We start from the raw sequence: 15,850 nt of genomic DNA, 5'->3' as shown, positions 1-15,850 counted from the left end.
CTCAAACTCCGCCCCCTGATATGGTCACCGGGGCCCCCTCCAGCGAGTCCTGCGGCGCGGTCTGCAAATCGCGGTGAGTCACCGTGGGCGAAAATCCCTCTTCACGCAACCGCCGCGCCATCCGTTCGGCGACGTGGACCGACCGATGGCGGCCCCCCGTACACCCGAATGCGGCGGTAACATATGCCTTTCCTTCAGCCTGATAGCGAGGAAGCAGCAGGAGCAGCAACGCCTCGATCTGCGCCATCGCCTGTCCGTAGGCGGGATCCTCGGCGATATAGGCCGAGACGTCGTCGTCGCGGCCTGTCCCGGGACGAAGCGATTCGACCCAGTGCGGATTGCGCAGAAATCGCATGTCGAACACCAGATCGGCGTCGCGCGGCAGCCCGCGCGCAAACCCGAACGACGTGATCGTCAGCACCGTCTTGCCCAGCCCGTCGCCCGAGAAGGTCGCACGGACCTGTTGCTGCAGCTCGTTGGACGAGAGCGTGGTGGTGTCGATCAGCCGATTGGACCAGCGCCGCAGCGGCATGAGCAGTTCGCGCTCGCGGGCGATGCCGTCGCTCGCCGGGCGGTCCTGCGCCAGCGGGTGACGCCGCCGCGTTTCCGAATAGCGGCGCTCGAGCTCCGATCCTGAGCATTCGAGGAACAGCGTGCCGACATGATGGCCGTCCTCACTCAGCTTCTTGATGCGACGGACGATGCTCTCGGCGTCGAAGCCGCGAGTCTGGGTGCCGATGCCGAGCGCGAGGGGACGCTCGTCGTCGCCGTCGGCGCCTTCGCCGGGCGGAGTATCGAGCAGCCGGTTGAGCAGAAGAAGCGGCAAATTGTCGACTGTCTCCCACCCCAGATCCTCGAGCGTCCGCAATACGGTCGACTTGCCGGCACCCGACATGCCGGTCACGAGTAGGATGTGTTTGGGCCGACGACTCACCGTGCCCCCTGCTTGAGGGCCAGCTCCACCTTGATCGGCGCCGAAGGCTCGAGCGCTGCCAGTGCCAGCACAGGCACGTCGATCCCCGCGATGCGCCGCGTCCGCGCATCTTCGGGGAAGCGAGGCGGGGCATCGAGAATGACGATAAGAAGGTCCACGGGGACGCGCTCCACGCTGGGCATTTCGATAATCCCCAGTCCGCGCACTTCGATCCGTCCGGTGAGATGCGCCGGAGCGCTGGCCAGCAACGCCTTGTCGTTGCGGTGGCAGACCACCTGCCCGTCGGCGACCAACGCAGCACCGCGATCGATCAGGCGGAGTGCGAGATCGGATTTGCCCTCGCCCGAACGGCCTTCGATCAGCACCGCGCGTCCGCCGATCGCGACGCAGGCGCCGTGCACCGTCTCCGAAGAGACTTCCGGAAGCCGGATCTCCGGCATCAGTCGCGCTCCACGAGGGGCAGGCGCACCACGAATCGAGCTCCGCTCAATCGATCTTCTCTCGTTTCCACTGAAATGCTCCCCTGATGGCCTTCGACGATGGTGCGCGCGATGGCAAGGCCTAGCCCCGAATGCTGACCAAAGGCTTCACTTTGGGGACGGACCGAGTGGAATCGTCGGAAGATCGCCTCGTGCGCCTCCTCGGGCACCCCCGGGCCTTCGTCCTCGACTCGCACCACCAATGTCTCGCGGTTGGTCACGGCCGAAATCGTGATCAGGCCGTTCGCGGGCGAGAAGGAGACGGCGTTCTCGATCAGATTCTCGAACACGCGTTCCAGCCGCGCGCCTTCGCCGAGCACGATCAGCGGCCCGTTCGAGCGATGATCGAAGACGATGCGGATGCCGTTCGGGAGCCCGCGGGTCTCGCGCTGGTCGAGCAACGCCTCGATCATCGCGCCGACGTCGACCGGCTCGAACGTGGCGCGGCTGAGCTGTGCGTCGAGCCGTGAGGCATCGGAGATGTCGGTGATCAGCCGGTCGAGCCGGTGGACGTCGTCGCGGACGATCGCCAGCAATTGTTCCTGCAGCTCGGGATCCTTGACCTTGGAAAGCCCTTCCACCGCCGAACGCAGCGAGGCGAGGGGGTTCTTGAGCTCGTGCGTCACGTCGGCCGCAAAGCTCTCGGTCGCGTCGATCCGGGCGCGAAGCGCCTGGCTCATGTCCGAGAGCGCCCGGGCGAGCATGCCGATCTCGTCGCTCCGCTCGGGCAGGCGCGGCACGACCACTTCGCGCGCGCGCCCGAGCCGGACGCGCACGGCGGCCCGTGCCAGTCGGCGCAACGGCCGCACGATCGTCCGCGCGAGGAACAGCGAGAGCAGGATCGAAAGCAGCGAGACGATCGCCAGCACCACGCTCAACCGGAAGCGCTCGGAGCGCACGGTCTGGGTGATGTCGCGCGCGTTCACCGTGGTCATCACCACGCCAAGCTGCGTGATCGGCGCCGCGGCGGTGATGACGGGCGTACGGTCGGGTGCGCGCCAGACGGTGGCGGGGGTGCCGTGCGTCTCGCGGGCGGTGCGGACGTCGGGCCATTCCATGCCGCCGTCGCGCGGTTTCTCGCGATAGAGCGGCGCGCGGTCGGCGCCCACGACCGTGTCGATCGCTGCGTCGAGGAAGCGGGCGGTGGACTGGTTGAACGGATCCTTGTCGGGATCGCGCAGGACGAAGTTGCGCAGCCCCAGCTCATGGCTGTCGGTGATCAGCTTGCCGTTCTCGTCGAACAGGCGGACGCGGGTGCCCGTATCGCGGGCGAGGCTGAGCACGAGCAGGTCTCGGCGTTCGGGCGTGGCCGAGGCGACGGCCTGTGCGATCAGCCGGACTTCGCCGCGCGCCTGTGCCACCCGGCTGTCGACGATCCGGCTGCGATAGGAATCGAGATAGAAGAAGCCGCTGCCGAGCAGTGCCAGCGCGAAGATGTTGACCGCGAGAATCCTCGGCGTGAGGCTGACGCGGTTCGACCATTTGAGCGCGAGGTCGCGCTCGCTATTCGTCCGAGAAGCGGTAACCGGCGCCATACAGCGTTTCGATAGCATCGAACTCCGGATCGACCTGCCGGAATTTGCGCCGCACGCGCTTGATGTGGCTGTCTATGGTGCGATCGTCGACATAGATGTCGTCCTGATAGGCGGCATCCATCAGCTGGTTGCGCGTCTTCACGATGCCCGGGCGCTGGGCGAGCGTTTCGAGGATCAGGAATTCGGTGACGGTCAGCGTCACGTTGGTGCCGCCCCAGGTGACGCGATGCCGCGCCGGATCCATCGTCAGCCGTCCGCGTTCGAGGATCTCCGCCGGCTCCTGCGGCTCGGCGCCCTCGGCGGCAGGCTGCGCCGCCTCGGTGCGGCGCAGGATCGCGCGGATGCGGGCGATCAGCAGCCGCTGGCTGAACGGCTTGGCGATATAATCGTCCGCGCCCATCGCCAGCCCCAGCGCCTCGTCGAGCTCGTCGTCCTTGCTGGTGAGGAAGATCACCGGGATCGCGCTTTTCTCACGCAGCCGCCGCAGCAGCTCGAGCCCGTCCATCTTGGGCATCTTGATGTCGAGCACGGCCAGGTCGGGCGGGTTCTCGATCAGCGCCTTCAACGCGCTTTCGCCATCCGAATAGACGCGGGTGAGGAACCCCTCGGTCTGGAGTGCGATCGAGACGGAGGTCAGGATGTTGCGGTCGTCGTCGACCAGCGCGATCGTGGCGGTCATGCGGCCGCTCGGGCGTTGCTGAAATGCATCACGGCGAGGGGTAGACCAAAGTTCTCGCCCGCTCAATCGGCTGACAACGTTTACTCGGATTGACCCCTCCGCCGCTGCCTGCGTAAGGCGGCGCAATAATATTACCCGTCGCGGAAAACGCGGGGGTTTCCTGCCATTTGGCAGGATGGAGATGGAGGCAAATTGTGACCAAGCGCACCCCGCGCCACGGTCTCGATGCTCAGGGCATCGCGACCGGCGCCACTATATTCTGGAATCTCGAGACCGCGCCCCTGGTGGAGCACGCCGTTCGCCGCGGCGAGGGCAAGCTCACCAAGGACGGACCGCTGGTCGTCGCGACCGGCAAGCACACCGGCCGATCGGCCAACGACAAGTTCATCGTCCGCGACGCCTCGACTGAGAGCACCGTCTGGTGGGGCAAGACCAACAAGGCGATGAACCCCGAGCACTTCGCCGCGCTCAAGGCCGATTTCCTCGCAGAGCTGACGCGGCGCGAGACCTTGTTCGTCCAGGACCTCCATGGCGGCTCGCAGCCCGAGCACCGCGTCAATGTCCGCGTGATCAACGAACTCGCCTGGCACAGCCTGTTCATCCGCACGATGCTCGTCCGGCCCGAGGAAGGCGCGCTCGACGGTTTCGCGCCCGAATACACCATCATCGACTTGCCGAGCTTCCGCGCCGATCCCGATCGCCACGGCACGCGCGGCGAGACCGTGATCGCAGTCAACCTGTCGGAGAAGCTGATCCTGATCGGCGGCACGGCCTATGCCGGCGAGATGAAGAAGAGCGTGTTCGGTCTGCTCAACTATCTGCTGCCGCCCAGGGGCGTGATGCCGATGCACTGCTCGGCGAATATCGGCCCGGACGGCGATACTGCGGTGTTCTTCGGCCTGTCCGGCACCGGCAAGACGACGCTGTCGGCCGATGCCAGCCGCACGCTGATCGGCGACGACGAGCATGGCTGGTCGGACACCGCGGTCTTCAATTTCGAAGGCGGGTGCTACGCCAAGATGATCCGCCTCTCGCCCGAGGCCGAGCCCGAGATCTTCGCGACGACGAAACGCTTCGGCACCGTGCTCGAGAACGTGGTGATGGACGAAGAGAGCCGCACGCTCGATCTCGACGACGCCACGCTCGCCGAGAACAGCCGCGGCGCCTATCCGATCGACTTCATTCCCAACACGTCCGAGCACAATCTCGGCCCGGTGCCGAAGAACATCATCTTCCTCACCGCCGATGCCTTCGGGATCATGCCGCCGATCGCGAAGCTCACGCCCGAACAGGCGATGTACCATTTCCTGTCGGGCTATACCGCCAAGGTCGCCGGCACCGAGATCGGCGTGACCGAGCCCGAGGCGACTTTCTCGACCTGCTTCGGCGCCGCCTTCATGCCACGCCATCCTTCCGAATATGGCAATCTGCTCAAGGAGCGGATCGCCAAGGGCGGCGTGAATTGCTGGCTGGTAAATACTGGCTGGGCAGGAGGCATGGCCACCGAGCCGGGCATCAAGCGGATGCCGATCAAGCTTACCCGCGCTCTGCTCAACGCAGCGCTCGACGGCAGCCTGAACCATGTCGCGTTCCGCATCGATCCGAATTTCGGCTTCCGGGTTCCGGTCAGCGTGGCCGGCGTGGATTCCGCCGTGCTCGATCCGCGCGAAAGCTGGGCGAACAAGGCCCAATATGATGCGACCGCGGCGAAGCTCGTAGACCTGTTCAACGAGAACTTCGCCCAATTCGCCGATCATGTCGACGAAGAGGTGCGACAATCGGCGCCCCGCGCCCCGCTTCCCGCCTGACTTGCCCGGTCATCGATCGGGTCTTTATGAGCCCGATCGATGACCGATTTCTCTCCCCGCCTGTTCGCCTCCGATGCCGAGATCGTCCGTCTCGGCGAAGGGCTGCTCGCATGCAGTCTCGCCAAGGAGGACTGGACGCATGAGGCGCATCTTGCCACCTGCCTGTACTTGCTGACCCGGCGGCCCGATGTTGACCTTGACGCGGAGATCGCCGGGATCATCTCGCGCTTCAACGAGAGCGTCGGCGGCGTGAACGACGACGAGGGTGGCTATCACGATACGATCACCCGCGCCTATCTGGCGGGTGTGCGGCTGTTCCTGCGCGCGCATCCCGAAGCTGGGCTCGCCGAGCGGGTCAACGCGTTGCTGGTCTCGCCGGTGGGGCGCCGCGACTGGCCGCTCGGCTTCTACAGTCGTGAGCGGCTCTTCTCGGTGGAAGCGCGCCGCGGCTTTGTCGAACCGGACCGTGCGCCGTTGCCGGCAATGTGCTAACGAGTCGCGGCAGCGTTCACCCAGGAGGTCCGCGATGAGCATATTCGATGGTATTCTCGGCCAGGTCACCCAGAACGTCGATATCAAGAACCTCGCCGCAAAGATCGGGCTCTCGCCCGAGCAGGTCGAGTCCGCGGTCAGCGCGCTGGCCAAGGCGCATCCCGAACCGGGCGACACCGCGCAGGGCGCCGCCTCGGCAACGGGTCTCCCGCTCGACAAGATCCAGGAGATCATCGGTCATATCGGCGGCGAGGGCGCGCTGGCCAATTTCGCGTCGCTGCTTCAAGGGCAGGCGGGCGGGGTCCTCGGCGCGCTAGACAAGGACGGCGACGGCAATCCCATCAATGACGTGGGCAACATGATATCGGGCCTGTTCGGCAAGAAGTGACGGCAGCCGAATGGCGTCAGGCGACTGCCCTATGGTCGCCGGGCGCGTCTTCTCGCTTGCAGAAATGCGCGCGACCCTTGCCGCCGGTCTTGGAGCGGTAGAGCGCCGAGTCCGCGCGGGAAAGCAGGCGTTCGAGGTCGCGGCCGGCATCGGGCATCATCGCTATGCCTATGCTGGCGGAAATGCTCATGCTCGCGCCGTCGATCGCGTAAGGCGCACTCAGTTTCTTGATGATCCTGCGCGCGAGCATCTCCGCTTCGCCATTTTGCGCGACGCCCGCCTGGAGCACGACGAACTCGTCGCCGCCGAGACGGGCAACGGTATCCTCGGCTCTTACCGTCGCTTCCAGACGCCTGGACACCTGTTGGAGCAGCGAGTCTCCCGCCGGGTGGCCGTGATGGTCGTTGATCGCCTTGAAGCCGTCGAGGTCGATATAGTGGACGGCAACGTTTTCCCCCTTGCGCAAGGCGTGGACGACGGCATCCTGAAATCGGTCGCGCAGCAGAAGCCGGTTTGCCAGCCCTGTCAGCGCGTCATGCTTGGCCAGCTGCGCCATATCATGCTCGATCGTGTGATGTTGAACCGCTGACCGATAAAGGTGCCCCACGCTCTGGAGGCTGAGGGTGGTGATCATTGCAAGCAAAAGCGCCTGAATGGCGAAGAGCTGCGTATGGAGCATCGCCCCGTGATTGCTGAATGCGTGCGCGGCGAGCGCGGCTATTGTCGGGACGGTCGCGAGCAGCAGGCTGACGATGCAAATCCGCGGCCGTACCGAGGTGCGCGACACGACGCCGGCTCCGAAGGCGAAGACGAGGCTCACCGTGATGAGGTGCATGAGCGGCTGGTGATAGGTGAGCGCCCGAACGTTCAGTCCGGCCAGCAGCAGCGCAAATCCGCAGGTTCCGATCGCGTAACGTAGCTCCCAGCGCTTGAGCTGGTTGAGGGAAGCGGCGGCACCGGCGCGTTTGAAGGCCTGCATCGTCCACAGGCGGGCTGCGGTGAGCAGCACGGCGGCGGCGGCCAGCGCGCCGATGATAGGGTCGTGCCATTCAAATGCAAAAAGGGTTGCGATCGCCACGAATACGAAGGCCAGTCCAAAGACGGGCAGGCGCATGTCGAACAGCATGTCGACAAAGTCGCGATAGACGCGCTCTGGTAGCGGGGTGGCCAGATGCCTGGCGCTTCGGCGCCGATCCCGCGGCGCATATTGATCCGACCGTCTCATGCCCCGATAGTGGGTCATCTCCCTTAAAGCGGTGTACACACCTCCCTCAGGCGTTTTACGAAGGTCGCCAGAGTCTTAGCCCTTCCGTGCGGCGACGAACCGATCGACCACGTGCCCCAGCACCGTCATCGGCACATTGCCGCCGAGCACGAGCGCGTCGTTGAAGGCCTTGAAGTCGTAGCGTGGCCCCAGCGCCGCCCTGGCGCGGTCGCGCAGTCGGTTGATCTCGCTGTGCCCGACCTTGTAGCCGCACGCCTGTCCCGGCCACGAGCAGTAACGGTCGACTTCGCCACTGACTTCCTCGACCGACGACCCGTTGGCAGTGACGAACCAGTCGATCGCCTGCTGCCGCGTCCAACGCTTGGCGTGCAGCCCGGTATCGACCACCAGCCGGCACGCGCGGAACCCCAGCGACTGGAGATAACCGAGCTTCTCGGCCGGATTGTCGGCATAGACCCCGAGCTCGTCGGCGAGTTGCTCGGCGTAGAGCGCCCAGCCTTCGGAATAGGCGTTGAACTGGAGCAGGCTCCGGACAAGCGGCAGCTTGAACGTATATTCCCCCTGCCAGACATGGCCGGGGATCGCTTCGTGATAAGCGAGATCGGGCAGGCTGAACCGCGTGTGCAGGCTCGTCGTGCGCAGGTTGATCCAGAACTTGCCGGGAACGGTCCCGTCGATCGAGCCGGGGCCGCCATAGGCGCCGGGTGCGCCCGGCTCCTCCTCGGGCGGCATGCGGCGAACCTCGACATTACCCTTCACCAGCGTGTTGAACGCCTGCGGCATGCGCGCGCGAATGTCGGCGATGCGCGTGTTCAGCAACTTCATGATCTCGGCGCGACCGGGATCGCCTTCGGGGAAAGTGAAGCGCGGGTCCTTGGCGAGCGCTTCCATCCGCGCGCCGACGCTGCCCTGGCTGTAGCCCTCCTTCTTGAGGATGGTGTCCATCTCCGCCTGGATCGCGCGGAGCTGGTCCATGCCCATCTGGTGGACTTCGTCGGGAGTCATCGTAGTCGTGGTGCCGGCGCGTAGCGCCCAGGCATAATAGGCCTCGCCGTCGGCGAACTTCCAGACTCCGGCGTCCGCGGTGGCGCGCTTGCGATGGCGTTCGAGCTCGGCGATCTGCCGGTCGAGTGCCGGGGCGATCTTGTCGTTGGCGAGCATCCAGGCGCCGTTGCCGAAATCGCCTTCCATCCCGGCGGTGCGATTGGCCAGCGACGTGACCAGGCCCCAGCCGGCGGTGTTACCGCCGCGCGCGAGCTTCAATTGGTTCAGGTTCTTGTCGAGCAGGAAGTCGGGGGCGATCACGCCCTTCGCGGCGGCGATCTTGAGCCGCTCGGTCTCGCCGTCGAGCTGATCGGCATAGGATTCGAGCCGGTCGAGATAGGCTTCGGCGTCCTCGCGGGTTTTCACCTGATGATCGGTGTCGAGCATCCGCGGCACATCGATATAGGCGCCGACATTCTGCGCCACCACATAGGGCGTGTTGCGCCAGCTGCCGACGGCGACGTCGCCATAGCCGAAGCCGAACCCCTCCAGCCCGCTGCCATAGGAGGCCTGCACCACTTCGACATTGGTCCGCATCACCGGGCTCAGCGCCGCGGCGTCGAGCCTGGCCAGTTCGGCGAGCGTCTGGCGAAGATGCGCGACGATCTTGCGCTGCCCCTCGGGCGATCGATCGGTGAGCTGGTGCTTGAGCGACGCGCGCTTGTCCTTGTCGATCCCCAGCGACGTGGCGTTTTCGGGATAGAGTTTGAGGAACGCCTCGGCAGTGCGCGTGAGCAGCGCGTCGGCCGCCGCGTCCGCATCGGCGAACAGTGCAGTCGCTTGAGCGGGCAGGGCGGAAGCCGCAAGGGTGCCGGCGGTGCCGAGCAGGAGCTCGCGGCGAGTGGTACGCATGGTCATTCCTTGAAAATCAGGCGATCACAGGCTCGACGGTGAGCGACGTCCCGGTTGCACCGACGATCCGGACATGGCTGCCGATCGGCGTATCGGGGCCGCAGGCGAGCCATTCGCCGTCGCCGACACGGACCTTGCCCTTGCCGGCGACGATCGGCTCGACGACGGTCACCACTTCGCCGATCAGCCGTGCGGCGCGATCGTTGAGCAGCGGGTCGGCGCTCGCGACCGGGTTCCGGGCATACCAGCGCCGCCCGATCGCCACCGCCGCCGAGGTCGCGACGATGAACACCGCCACCTGGAACAGCACTGCGAGTTCGGGGATGATCAGCGTGACCACCCCGGTCAGCGCCGCGCCGGCAGCGACGAAGACGAGGAAGATCCCCGGCATCAGCAATTCGGCGATCGCGAGCACCGCGGCGAGGATGAGCCAGGCGAGCCCGGGCGTGGCGAGCAGCGCGTCCATCGCTCAGTCCTCCTTCGTGCCGAAGGGCGTGGGGCGCGCGCGCGGCGCAGGCGTGGCGGGCGGCGCGGGCGGCTGCGGATTGCGGCCGAGCGCGTCGCGGGCGAGCTCGCCGATCCCGCCCAGCGTGCCGATCAGCTGAGTCGCCTCGACCGGGAACAGGATCGTCTTGGCGTTGGGCGAAGTCGCGAACTTGCTCACGGCCTCGACATATTTCTGCGCGACGAAATAGTTGATCGCCTGGCTCGATCCCTTGGCGATCGCGTCCGACACCAGCTCGGTGGCCTTGGCTTCGGCTTCTGCGGAGCGCTCGCGCGCCTCGGCATCGCGGAATGCGGCTTCGCGCCGGCCCTCGGCCTCGAGGATCTTGGACTGCTTCTGCCCCTCGGCGCGCAGGATCTCGGAAGCCCGCGTGCCCTCGGCCTCGAGGATGTTGGCGCGCTTCTCGCGCTCGGCTTTCATCTGGCGGCCCATCGCGTTGACGATGTCGGCGGGCGGGCGGATGTCCTTGATCTCGACGCGGGTGATCTTGACGCCCCATGGCGTGGTCGCGTGATCGACGACGTTGAGCAGCCGCGCGTTGATCTCGTCGCGCTTCGACAGCGTCTCGTCGAGGTCCATCGATCCCATCACTGTGCGCAGATTGGTCGTGGTGAGCTGGAGCAAGGCGAGATAGAGGTCGGACACCTCATAAGCCGCCTTGGCGGCGTCGAGGACCTGGAAGAACACCACGCCGTCGGTGGAGATCATCGCATTGTCCTTGGTGATGATCTCCTGGCCGGGGATGTCGATCACCTGTTCCATCATGTTCACCTTGCGGCCGACGCGATAGAAAAAGGCGGGGTAGAAATTGAGCCCGGGCGCCGCGACCGCCGTGAAGCGGCCGAAATATTCGATCGTATATTGATAGCCCTGGGTGACGATCTTCACGCTGGAGAAGAGGTAGAGCAGCACCACCGCGACCAGCACGATCAAAAATACGTTCAGCACGTCCATCCCCCGACTCCCCTCGCAATTCCGCTCCCTTGCTAGCATAGAGTCGCGCCATGACCACAGTCTCACTGGCCCCGCGCACTGCGCTGTTCCTGCCCGCCTCCAATCCGCGCGCGATCGCCAAGGCGAGGGAATTAGCCGCGGACATGGTCATCCTCGATCTCGAGGACGCCGTGCGTGACGATGCGAAGGCCGAGGCGCGGACTGCCGCCGTAGCGGCAGCGGGCGAGGGGTTCGGCGATCGGCTCTGCGCGATCCGGGTCAATATCGCCGACTCCGCCGAATTTGCAGCGGACCTCGCCGCGGTGACCCGCTCGGCCTGCGACTTTGTCGTGTTGCCCAAGGTCGAAACGGCGGCACAGGCAATCATGCTTACGCGTGCTACCAGCAAGCCGTTGCTCGCCATGATCGAAACACCGGCGGGAGTGCTCGCCGCTGCCGCGATCGCCGCGGTTCCGAGGGTCGCCGGGTTGATCGCCGGCGTGAACGATCTGCGCGCGACGCTCGGCATCCCCGCGGATGGGGGCCGCGACGGCCTTGCCCTCTCGCTCCAGACGATCGTGCTGGCCGCACGCGCGAACCACATCTGGGCGCTCGACGGAGTCTTCAACGCCCTCGACGATCCCGAAGGGCTCGCCACCGAATGCCGGCACGGGCGCATGCTCGGTTTCGACGGCAAGTCGCTGATCCATCCGAACCAGATCGAGATCGCCGCCGCCGCCTTCGGTGCGAGCGAAGCTGAACTGGCCGAGGCACAGGCTTTGATCGAGGCCGCCACTGGCGGCGCCGAGCGCTTCGGCGATCGGATGATCGAGGCGATGCATGTCGAGCAGGCGCGGGCGCTGATCGAACGGAACCGGCGCTGATCTCGGGGATTTTCCGCTAGCTGGTTTTAGGGGAGGATTATGGCGAAATCTCAAACGCTCTCCCAAGGTGACTTTATACCGGAGCTTCGGACGCTGCACGAGCAGGTACTCGAAATGATCGACGAACTTGAAGCTGTATGCGGACGTCCGGCCCCGGAAGAGGCGGCCTTGGCGGGATTGCGCTATCGGCTGACGCGCACCAGCAGCGCGCGGCGCAAGCTGATCGAGACGCTCTGCGCCGAATTGCAGATGACGCTTCCCGCGGACGAAATTGCCCCCATCCGCGCGCTCCGTGAGTCGAACGTCGTCGCCATGACGTCGTCTTCGGATCACATCGGCACGTGGAGCTTGCGCGAGATCATGAAGGATTGGGCAGGCTATTGCCATGCGTCGCAGCAGATCCGCCGCTCCATGCGGGATCAGGTCGAATTGGAGAAGTCGACGCTCTATCCGTATCTATGATCGGGTAAACGGCTCCGAAACCATCTTTTCTCACATGATCTGAATATCATCGCCGCATGATGCAGATATCCGAGGAGGTGTCGAAATGGACCGTCGCAGCGAGGAACAGCCGCAGGAGCGCCGCGAGCGCGCCGATCGCCGGCAGAATGCCAATCCCGATTATGCCCATGAGGAGCGCCGCAAGCGCGAACGCCGCGCGCGGCACTAGCAGTTTGCCCTGACCGCGGTTACATGGGCCGCCAACCTCCGACTCAGGACTTTGGCGCACCCCATGGATATCCCCCTCGGCCTCACCTTCGACGACGTCCTTCTCTATCCGGGCGAGTCCGAAGTCCTGCCGAGCATGGCCGACACCCGCACCTTCGTGACGCGCAGCCTCGCGCTCAACATCCCGATCATCTCGTCGGCGATGGATACCGTCACCGAAGCCGACATGGCGATCGTCATGGCGCAACTGGGCGGCATCGGTGTCCTCCACCGCAATCTCGACGTGGAAGAGCAGGTCGAGGCGGTCCGCGCGGTCAAGCGCTATGAGAGCGGGATGGTGGTCAATCCGATCACCATGGCCCCCGACGGCACGCTGGGCGAGGCGCGCGCGCTGATGGAGCGCCACAAGATCAGCGGCATCCCGGTGGTGGAGGCGAGCGGCAGGCTTGTCGGCATCGTCACCAATCGCGACGTCCGCTTCGCCGAGAATCCCAGCCAGCCCGTTTCCGAGCTGATGACGCATGACAATCTCGCCACCGTCGCCGCCGGCGTCGGCAAGGAAGAGGCGCGCCGCCTGCTGCACCAGCGCCGGATCGAGAAGCTGCTGGTGGTCGACAACGACTATCGCTGCGTCGGGCTGATCACGGTCAAGGATATCGAGAAGGCGGTCAACTTCCCCAATGCGACCAAGGACCCCGCCGGCCGCCTCTGTGTCGCTGCGGCGACAACGGTAGGCGACAAGGGCTTTGCACGGACCGAGGCGCTCGTCGATGCCGAAGTCGATCTCATCGTCATCGACACTGCGCATGGCCACAACAAGGATGTCGGCCGCGCGGTCGAGCGGGTGAAGAAGCTCTCGAACCGCGTCCAGGTCGTGGCGGGCAACATCGCCACTGCCGAGGCGGCCAAAGCGCTGATCGGTGCGGGCGCGGATGGCCTCAAGGTCGGCATCGGCCCAGGTTCGATCTGCACCACGCGCGTCGTCGCAGGCGTCGGCGTGCCGCAGCTCACCGCGGTGATGGACGCGGCGTCGGAAGCGGCGAAATCGGGCGTACCGGTGATCGCCGATGGCGGGCTTCGCACGTCGGGCGATCTCGCCAAGGCGCTCGCCGCGGGCGCATCGACCTGCATGGTCGGATCGCTGCTCGCGGGCACCGAAGAGGCGCCGGGCGAGACCTTCCTCTATCAGGGCCGGGCGTACAAATCCTATCGCGGCATGGGTTCGGTCGGTGCAATGGCGCGCGGTTCGGCCGACCGCTATTTCCAGCAGGACATCAAGGACCAGCTCAAGCTGGTACCCGAGGGCATCGAGGGCCAGGTCCCCTTCAAGGGCAGCGCGCGCGATGTCGTCCACCAGCTGGTCGGCGGCGTGAAGGCGGCGATGGGCTATGTCGGCGCGCCGACGATCGCCGAATTCCAGAAGAAGGCCAAGTTCGTGCGGATCACCGGCGCGGGCCTGCGCGAAAGCCATGTCCACGACGTGACGATCACCCGCGAGGCGCCGAACTATCCAACGCGCTGAGCCTGGCCGCCGCAATTTGAGCTTCCAATGTAGGATTTCTTCTGCTTCGGGTTGGCAATGCGTTGCGCGGCAAATCTCGGCCTGCTTTTCGAGCGCGCGATGATCTTCGATCCAAAGTTTACGAATGACACGCATCTCCCGCAACTTTGGGATGCTTTCAGGTGACTCCCGCAGCCCGCAGCCAGGCGGCGATCGACCTGCTCGACCGGATCATTGCGGCGGCGCGCGATCAGGGTGCGGCGGCGGACACGCTGATCGCGCGCTGGTTCGCCGAGCGCCGTTATGCCGGATCGAAGGACCGCCGCGCCGTGCGCGAACTGGTCTACGACGCCATTCGGCTGTGCGGCGAGCGACCTGAAAGCGGCCGCGCGGCGATGCTGGCGCTGGTCGCCGCGCGGCCCGGGCTGGCGGAGACGTTCGACGGATCGCCTTACGGTCCTGCGGCGATCGAGGCCGGCGATTCCGTCGCCGTGCCGGGCCATGCGCCGGGCTGGCTGATCAAGAAGCTGCGCGCATCGGATATCGGTATCGAAGAGCAGGCCGCGCTGCTGGCGCGGGCACCGCTGGATGTGCGGGTCAATACGCTCAGGACGTCGCGCGATCGGCTCGTCGCCACGCTCTCTGGAGCCGAGCCGATCGGCTTCGCGCCCGATGCGCTGCGCCTGCCGCATGATACGAGGGTCGATCAGCTTCCCGAATATGCCGCGGGCGAGTTCGAAGTGCAGGATGCGGGCAGCCAGCTGGTCACGCTCGCCGCCGGTGCGCAGCGCGGTCAGCATGTCGTCGATCTCTGCGCGGGCGGGGGCGGCAAGACGCTCGCGCTCGCGGCGTCGATGGCCAATCACGGCAGCATCCTTGCGTGCGATGTCGATCGCGGCCGCCTGCAGCGCCTCCCCGAGCGCGTAGCGCGGGCAGGCGTGACGATTGCAGAAACGCGGCTGCTGAACCCCAATCGCGAGGCCGAGCAGCTTGGCGACCAGGCCGCGCGCGCCGATATCGTCCTCGTCGATGCGCCTTGCTCGGGAACCGGAACCTGGCGCCGCAATCCGGAGGCGCGTTGGCGGCTGACTCGCGAGCGTCTCGACAAATTGGTCGCGACGCAGCGTCACATCATGGGGTTCGCGGCGGAGCTGGTGCGCCCGGGTGGAGCCTTGGTCTATATCGTCTGCTCGGTGCTCGACGATGAAGGCGCGGGGCAGGTGCAGGCGTTTCTCGATGTGTATCCGGGCTGGACCGCACAGGCTCTGACGCTGGGCGCCGGCACGCCCCGCGGTGCGGGAATCCGGCTCACGCCGCTAACGGACTCGACCGATGGCTTTTTTGTCGCGAAGATGATCCGACCGTGATAGCCGTACGCGCCTCAATTTTGGAGATTTTCATGCGGATCACTGCGATTTCGGCCGCCGCCGCGTTGATGGTGCTTTCGGTCTCGACGTCGTTGATGGCCCAGCGTCCCGACGATCAGATCGATCCCAAATCGCTCGCGTTGCTCCAGGAAGGCCGCGCCGCGCAGGCCGCCGGCAATCTCGACGGTGCACAGGACGCGCTGGAAAGCGCGCTGGCGGTGGATCCGCGCAATCGCGAGGCATTCCTCGTGCTCGCCGAGATCGCACGCACGCGCAATCTGCCGGGCAAGGCGATCCGTCTGTATCGTGAGGCGCTCGCACTCGAGCCCAATGATCTCGCGGCGCTGCGCGGGCAGGGCGAGGCATTGGTCGCCAAGGGCGCGACGACGAAGGCGCAGGAGAATCTCGCCCGGATCAAGACGATCTGCAACGGCGCGTGCAACGATGCGACCGTGCTTGCCGCGTCGATCGTGAAGGGGCCGCCCGCGACGGCGACTGCGCAGGCCGAACCGACCAAGCCGGTGCCGGCAAAGCCCTGACCGCTTGCAATGTTGG

General features: G+C 65.9%; 17 protein-coding genes. 9 read left to right on the top strand and 8 right to left on the bottom strand.

The window, feature by feature from the left end:
• Position 1: 1 nt before the first annotated feature.
• From rapZ to BR78_RS0101725, 4 genes are read right to left on the bottom strand one after another with little or no spacing between them, the layout of a single operon-like run.
• Complete coding sequence (gene rapZ, locus BR78_RS0101740) at positions 2-934, bottom strand: RNase adapter RapZ (protein WP_029934454.1); 933 nt, start codon at positions 932-934, stop codon at positions 2-4.
• On the bottom strand, positions 931-1,374 hold the full coding sequence (locus tag BR78_RS0101735) for an HPr kinase/phosphorylase (RefSeq protein WP_029934453.1): 444 nt from the start codon (positions 1,372-1,374) through the stop codon (positions 931-933). Before BR78_RS0101735 ends, rapZ begins: the two co-directional genes overlap by 4 nt.
• On the bottom strand, positions 1,374-2,948 hold the full coding sequence (locus tag BR78_RS0101730; RefSeq protein WP_029934452.1) for a sensor histidine kinase: 1,575 nt from the start codon (positions 2,946-2,948) through the stop codon (positions 1,374-1,376). Before BR78_RS0101730 ends, BR78_RS0101735 begins: the two co-directional genes overlap by 1 nt.
• A complete protein-coding gene (locus BR78_RS0101725) occupies positions 2,917-3,627 on the bottom strand; it encodes a response regulator transcription factor (RefSeq protein WP_025560903.1) in 711 nt (236 codons plus the stop codon). The genes BR78_RS0101730 and BR78_RS0101725 overlap by 32 nt, the downstream gene beginning before the upstream one ends.
• Before the next feature lie 194 nt (positions 3,628-3,821).
• Here BR78_RS0101725 and BR78_RS0101720 point away from each other — a divergent pair, with 194 nt between their 5' ends.
• Genes BR78_RS0101720 through BR78_RS0101710 form a run of 3 tightly spaced genes read left to right on the top strand, consistent with a single transcriptional unit; the run spans position 3,822 to position 6,315 of the window.
• Entirely contained in the window at positions 3,822-5,435 is a 1,614-nt protein-coding gene (locus BR78_RS0101720) for a phosphoenolpyruvate carboxykinase (RefSeq protein WP_025560904.1), read from the top strand.
• A 39-nt stretch (positions 5,436-5,474) separates the two neighbouring features.
• A complete protein-coding gene (locus BR78_RS0101715) occupies positions 5,475-5,927 on the top strand; it encodes a hypothetical protein (protein ID WP_025560906.1) in 453 nt (150 codons plus the stop codon).
• 34 nt (positions 5,928-5,961) lie between these two features.
• Positions 5,962-6,315 carry a hypothetical protein gene (locus BR78_RS0101710; RefSeq protein ID WP_025560907.1) on the top strand — a complete coding sequence of 118 codons (354 nt, stop codon included), beginning with the start codon at positions 5,962-5,964 and terminating at the stop codon, positions 6,313-6,315.
• A gap of 16 nt (positions 6,316-6,331) precedes the next feature.
• Here the strand turns inward: BR78_RS0101710 and BR78_RS0101705 are convergent, their stop codons facing one another.
• From BR78_RS0101705 to BR78_RS0101690, 4 genes are all read right to left on the bottom strand, one after another.
• Positions 6,332-7,441 (bottom strand): GGDEF domain-containing protein, encoded by a 1,110-nt coding sequence (locus BR78_RS0101705; RefSeq protein WP_231478071.1) that lies wholly within the window; start codon positions 7,439-7,441, stop codon positions 6,332-6,334.
• A gap of 174 nt (positions 7,442-7,615) precedes the next feature.
• Positions 7,616-9,436 (bottom strand): DUF885 domain-containing protein, encoded by a 1,821-nt coding sequence (locus tag BR78_RS0101700; RefSeq protein ID WP_025560910.1) that lies wholly within the window; start codon positions 9,434-9,436, stop codon positions 7,616-7,618.
• A gap of 16 nt (positions 9,437-9,452) precedes the next feature.
• Positions 9,453-9,902, bottom strand: a complete 450-nt coding sequence (locus BR78_RS0101695) for an NfeD family protein (RefSeq protein ID WP_025560911.1) — start codon at positions 9,900-9,902, stop codon at positions 9,453-9,455.
• Positions 9,903-9,905: 3 nt separating this feature from the next.
• Positions 9,906-10,895, bottom strand: coding sequence for an SPFH domain-containing protein (locus BR78_RS0101690; RefSeq protein WP_029725481.1), 990 nt, complete (start codon positions 10,893-10,895; stop codon positions 9,906-9,908).
• A 50-nt stretch (positions 10,896-10,945) separates the two neighbouring features.
• Between BR78_RS0101690 and BR78_RS0101685 the strand changes: the two genes are divergently transcribed.
• The 6 genes from BR78_RS0101685 (at position 10,946) to BR78_RS0101655 (ending at position 15,834) form a co-directional block, all read left to right on the top strand.
• Positions 10,946-11,758 carry an HpcH/HpaI aldolase/citrate lyase family protein gene (locus tag BR78_RS0101685; protein ID WP_025560913.1) on the top strand — a complete coding sequence of 271 codons (813 nt, stop codon included), beginning with the start codon at positions 10,946-10,948 and terminating at the stop codon, positions 11,756-11,758.
• Between the two features lie 114 nt (positions 11,759-11,872).
• Positions 11,873-12,220, top strand: coding sequence for a hypothetical protein (locus BR78_RS0101680; protein WP_025560914.1), 348 nt, complete (start codon positions 11,873-11,875; stop codon positions 12,218-12,220).
• A gap of 85 nt (positions 12,221-12,305) precedes the next feature.
• Positions 12,306-12,428: a hypothetical protein gene (locus tag BR78_RS22285; protein WP_269320195.1), complete on the top strand. Its 123-nt coding sequence runs from the start codon at positions 12,306-12,308 to the stop codon at positions 12,426-12,428.
• 63 nt (positions 12,429-12,491) lie between these two features.
• Positions 12,492-13,949, top strand: a complete 1,458-nt coding sequence (gene guaB, locus BR78_RS0101670) for an IMP dehydrogenase (protein ID WP_025560915.1) — start codon at positions 12,492-12,494, stop codon at positions 13,947-13,949.
• A 161-nt stretch (positions 13,950-14,110) separates the two neighbouring features.
• A complete protein-coding gene (locus BR78_RS0101660; protein ID WP_029934445.1) occupies positions 14,111-15,295 on the top strand; it encodes an RsmB/NOP family class I SAM-dependent RNA methyltransferase in 1,185 nt (394 codons plus the stop codon).
• A 32-nt stretch (positions 15,296-15,327) separates the two neighbouring features.
• Complete coding sequence (locus BR78_RS0101655) at positions 15,328-15,834, top strand: tetratricopeptide repeat protein (protein WP_029724178.1); 507 nt, start codon at positions 15,328-15,330, stop codon at positions 15,832-15,834.
• The last annotated feature ends 16 nt before the right edge of the window (positions 15,835-15,850 follow it).

The organism is Sphingomonas sp. UNC305MFCol5.2, from assembly GCF_000712135.1.
In the GTDB taxonomy this organism is placed as follows: Bacteria; Pseudomonadota; Alphaproteobacteria; order Sphingomonadales; family Sphingomonadaceae; genus Sphingomonas.
This window is presented reverse-complemented; position numbering and strand designations above follow the sequence as displayed.

Bases quoted from the DNA above. Each gene is read 5' to 3' on its own strand.
- BR78_RS0101700 (WP_025560910.1), bottom strand. From the start codon at position 9,436: ATGCGTACCACTCGCCGCGAGCTCCTGCTCGGCACCGCCGGCACCCTT.
- BR78_RS0101690 (WP_029725481.1), bottom strand. From the start codon at position 10,895: ATGGACGTGCTGAACGTATTTTTGATCGTGCTGGTCGCGGTGGTGCTG.
- BR78_RS0101725 (WP_025560903.1), bottom strand. From the start codon at position 3,627: ATGACCGCCACGATCGCGCTGGTCGACGACGACCGCAACATCCTGACC.
- BR78_RS0101710 (WP_025560907.1), top strand. From the start codon at position 5,962: ATGAGCATATTCGATGGTATTCTCGGCCAGGTCACCCAGAACGTCGAT.
- BR78_RS0101695 (WP_025560911.1), bottom strand. From the start codon at position 9,902: ATGGACGCGCTGCTCGCCACGCCCGGGCTCGCCTGGCTCATCCTCGCC.
- BR78_RS0101735 (WP_029934453.1), bottom strand. From the start codon at position 1,374: ATGCCGGAGATCCGGCTTCCGGAAGTCTCTTCGGAGACGGTGCACGGC.
- BR78_RS0101705 (WP_231478071.1), bottom strand. From the start codon at position 7,441: ATGCTGTTCGACATGCGCCTGCCCGTCTTTGGACTGGCCTTCGTATTC.
- BR78_RS22285 (WP_269320195.1), top strand. From the start codon at position 12,306: ATGGACCGTCGCAGCGAGGAACAGCCGCAGGAGCGCCGCGAGCGCGCC.
- BR78_RS0101730 (WP_029934452.1), bottom strand. From the start codon at position 2,948: ATGGCGCCGGTTACCGCTTCTCGGACGAATAGCGAGCGCGACCTCGCG.
- guaB (WP_025560915.1), top strand. From the start codon at position 12,492: ATGGATATCCCCCTCGGCCTCACCTTCGACGACGTCCTTCTCTATCCG.
- BR78_RS0101715 (WP_025560906.1), top strand. From the start codon at position 5,475: ATGACCGATTTCTCTCCCCGCCTGTTCGCCTCCGATGCCGAGATCGTC.
- BR78_RS0101685 (WP_025560913.1), top strand. From the start codon at position 10,946: ATGACCACAGTCTCACTGGCCCCGCGCACTGCGCTGTTCCTGCCCGCC.
- BR78_RS0101680 (WP_025560914.1), top strand. From the start codon at position 11,873: ATGATCGACGAACTTGAAGCTGTATGCGGACGTCCGGCCCCGGAAGAG.
- BR78_RS0101655 (WP_029724178.1), top strand. From the start codon at position 15,328: ATGCGGATCACTGCGATTTCGGCCGCCGCCGCGTTGATGGTGCTTTCG.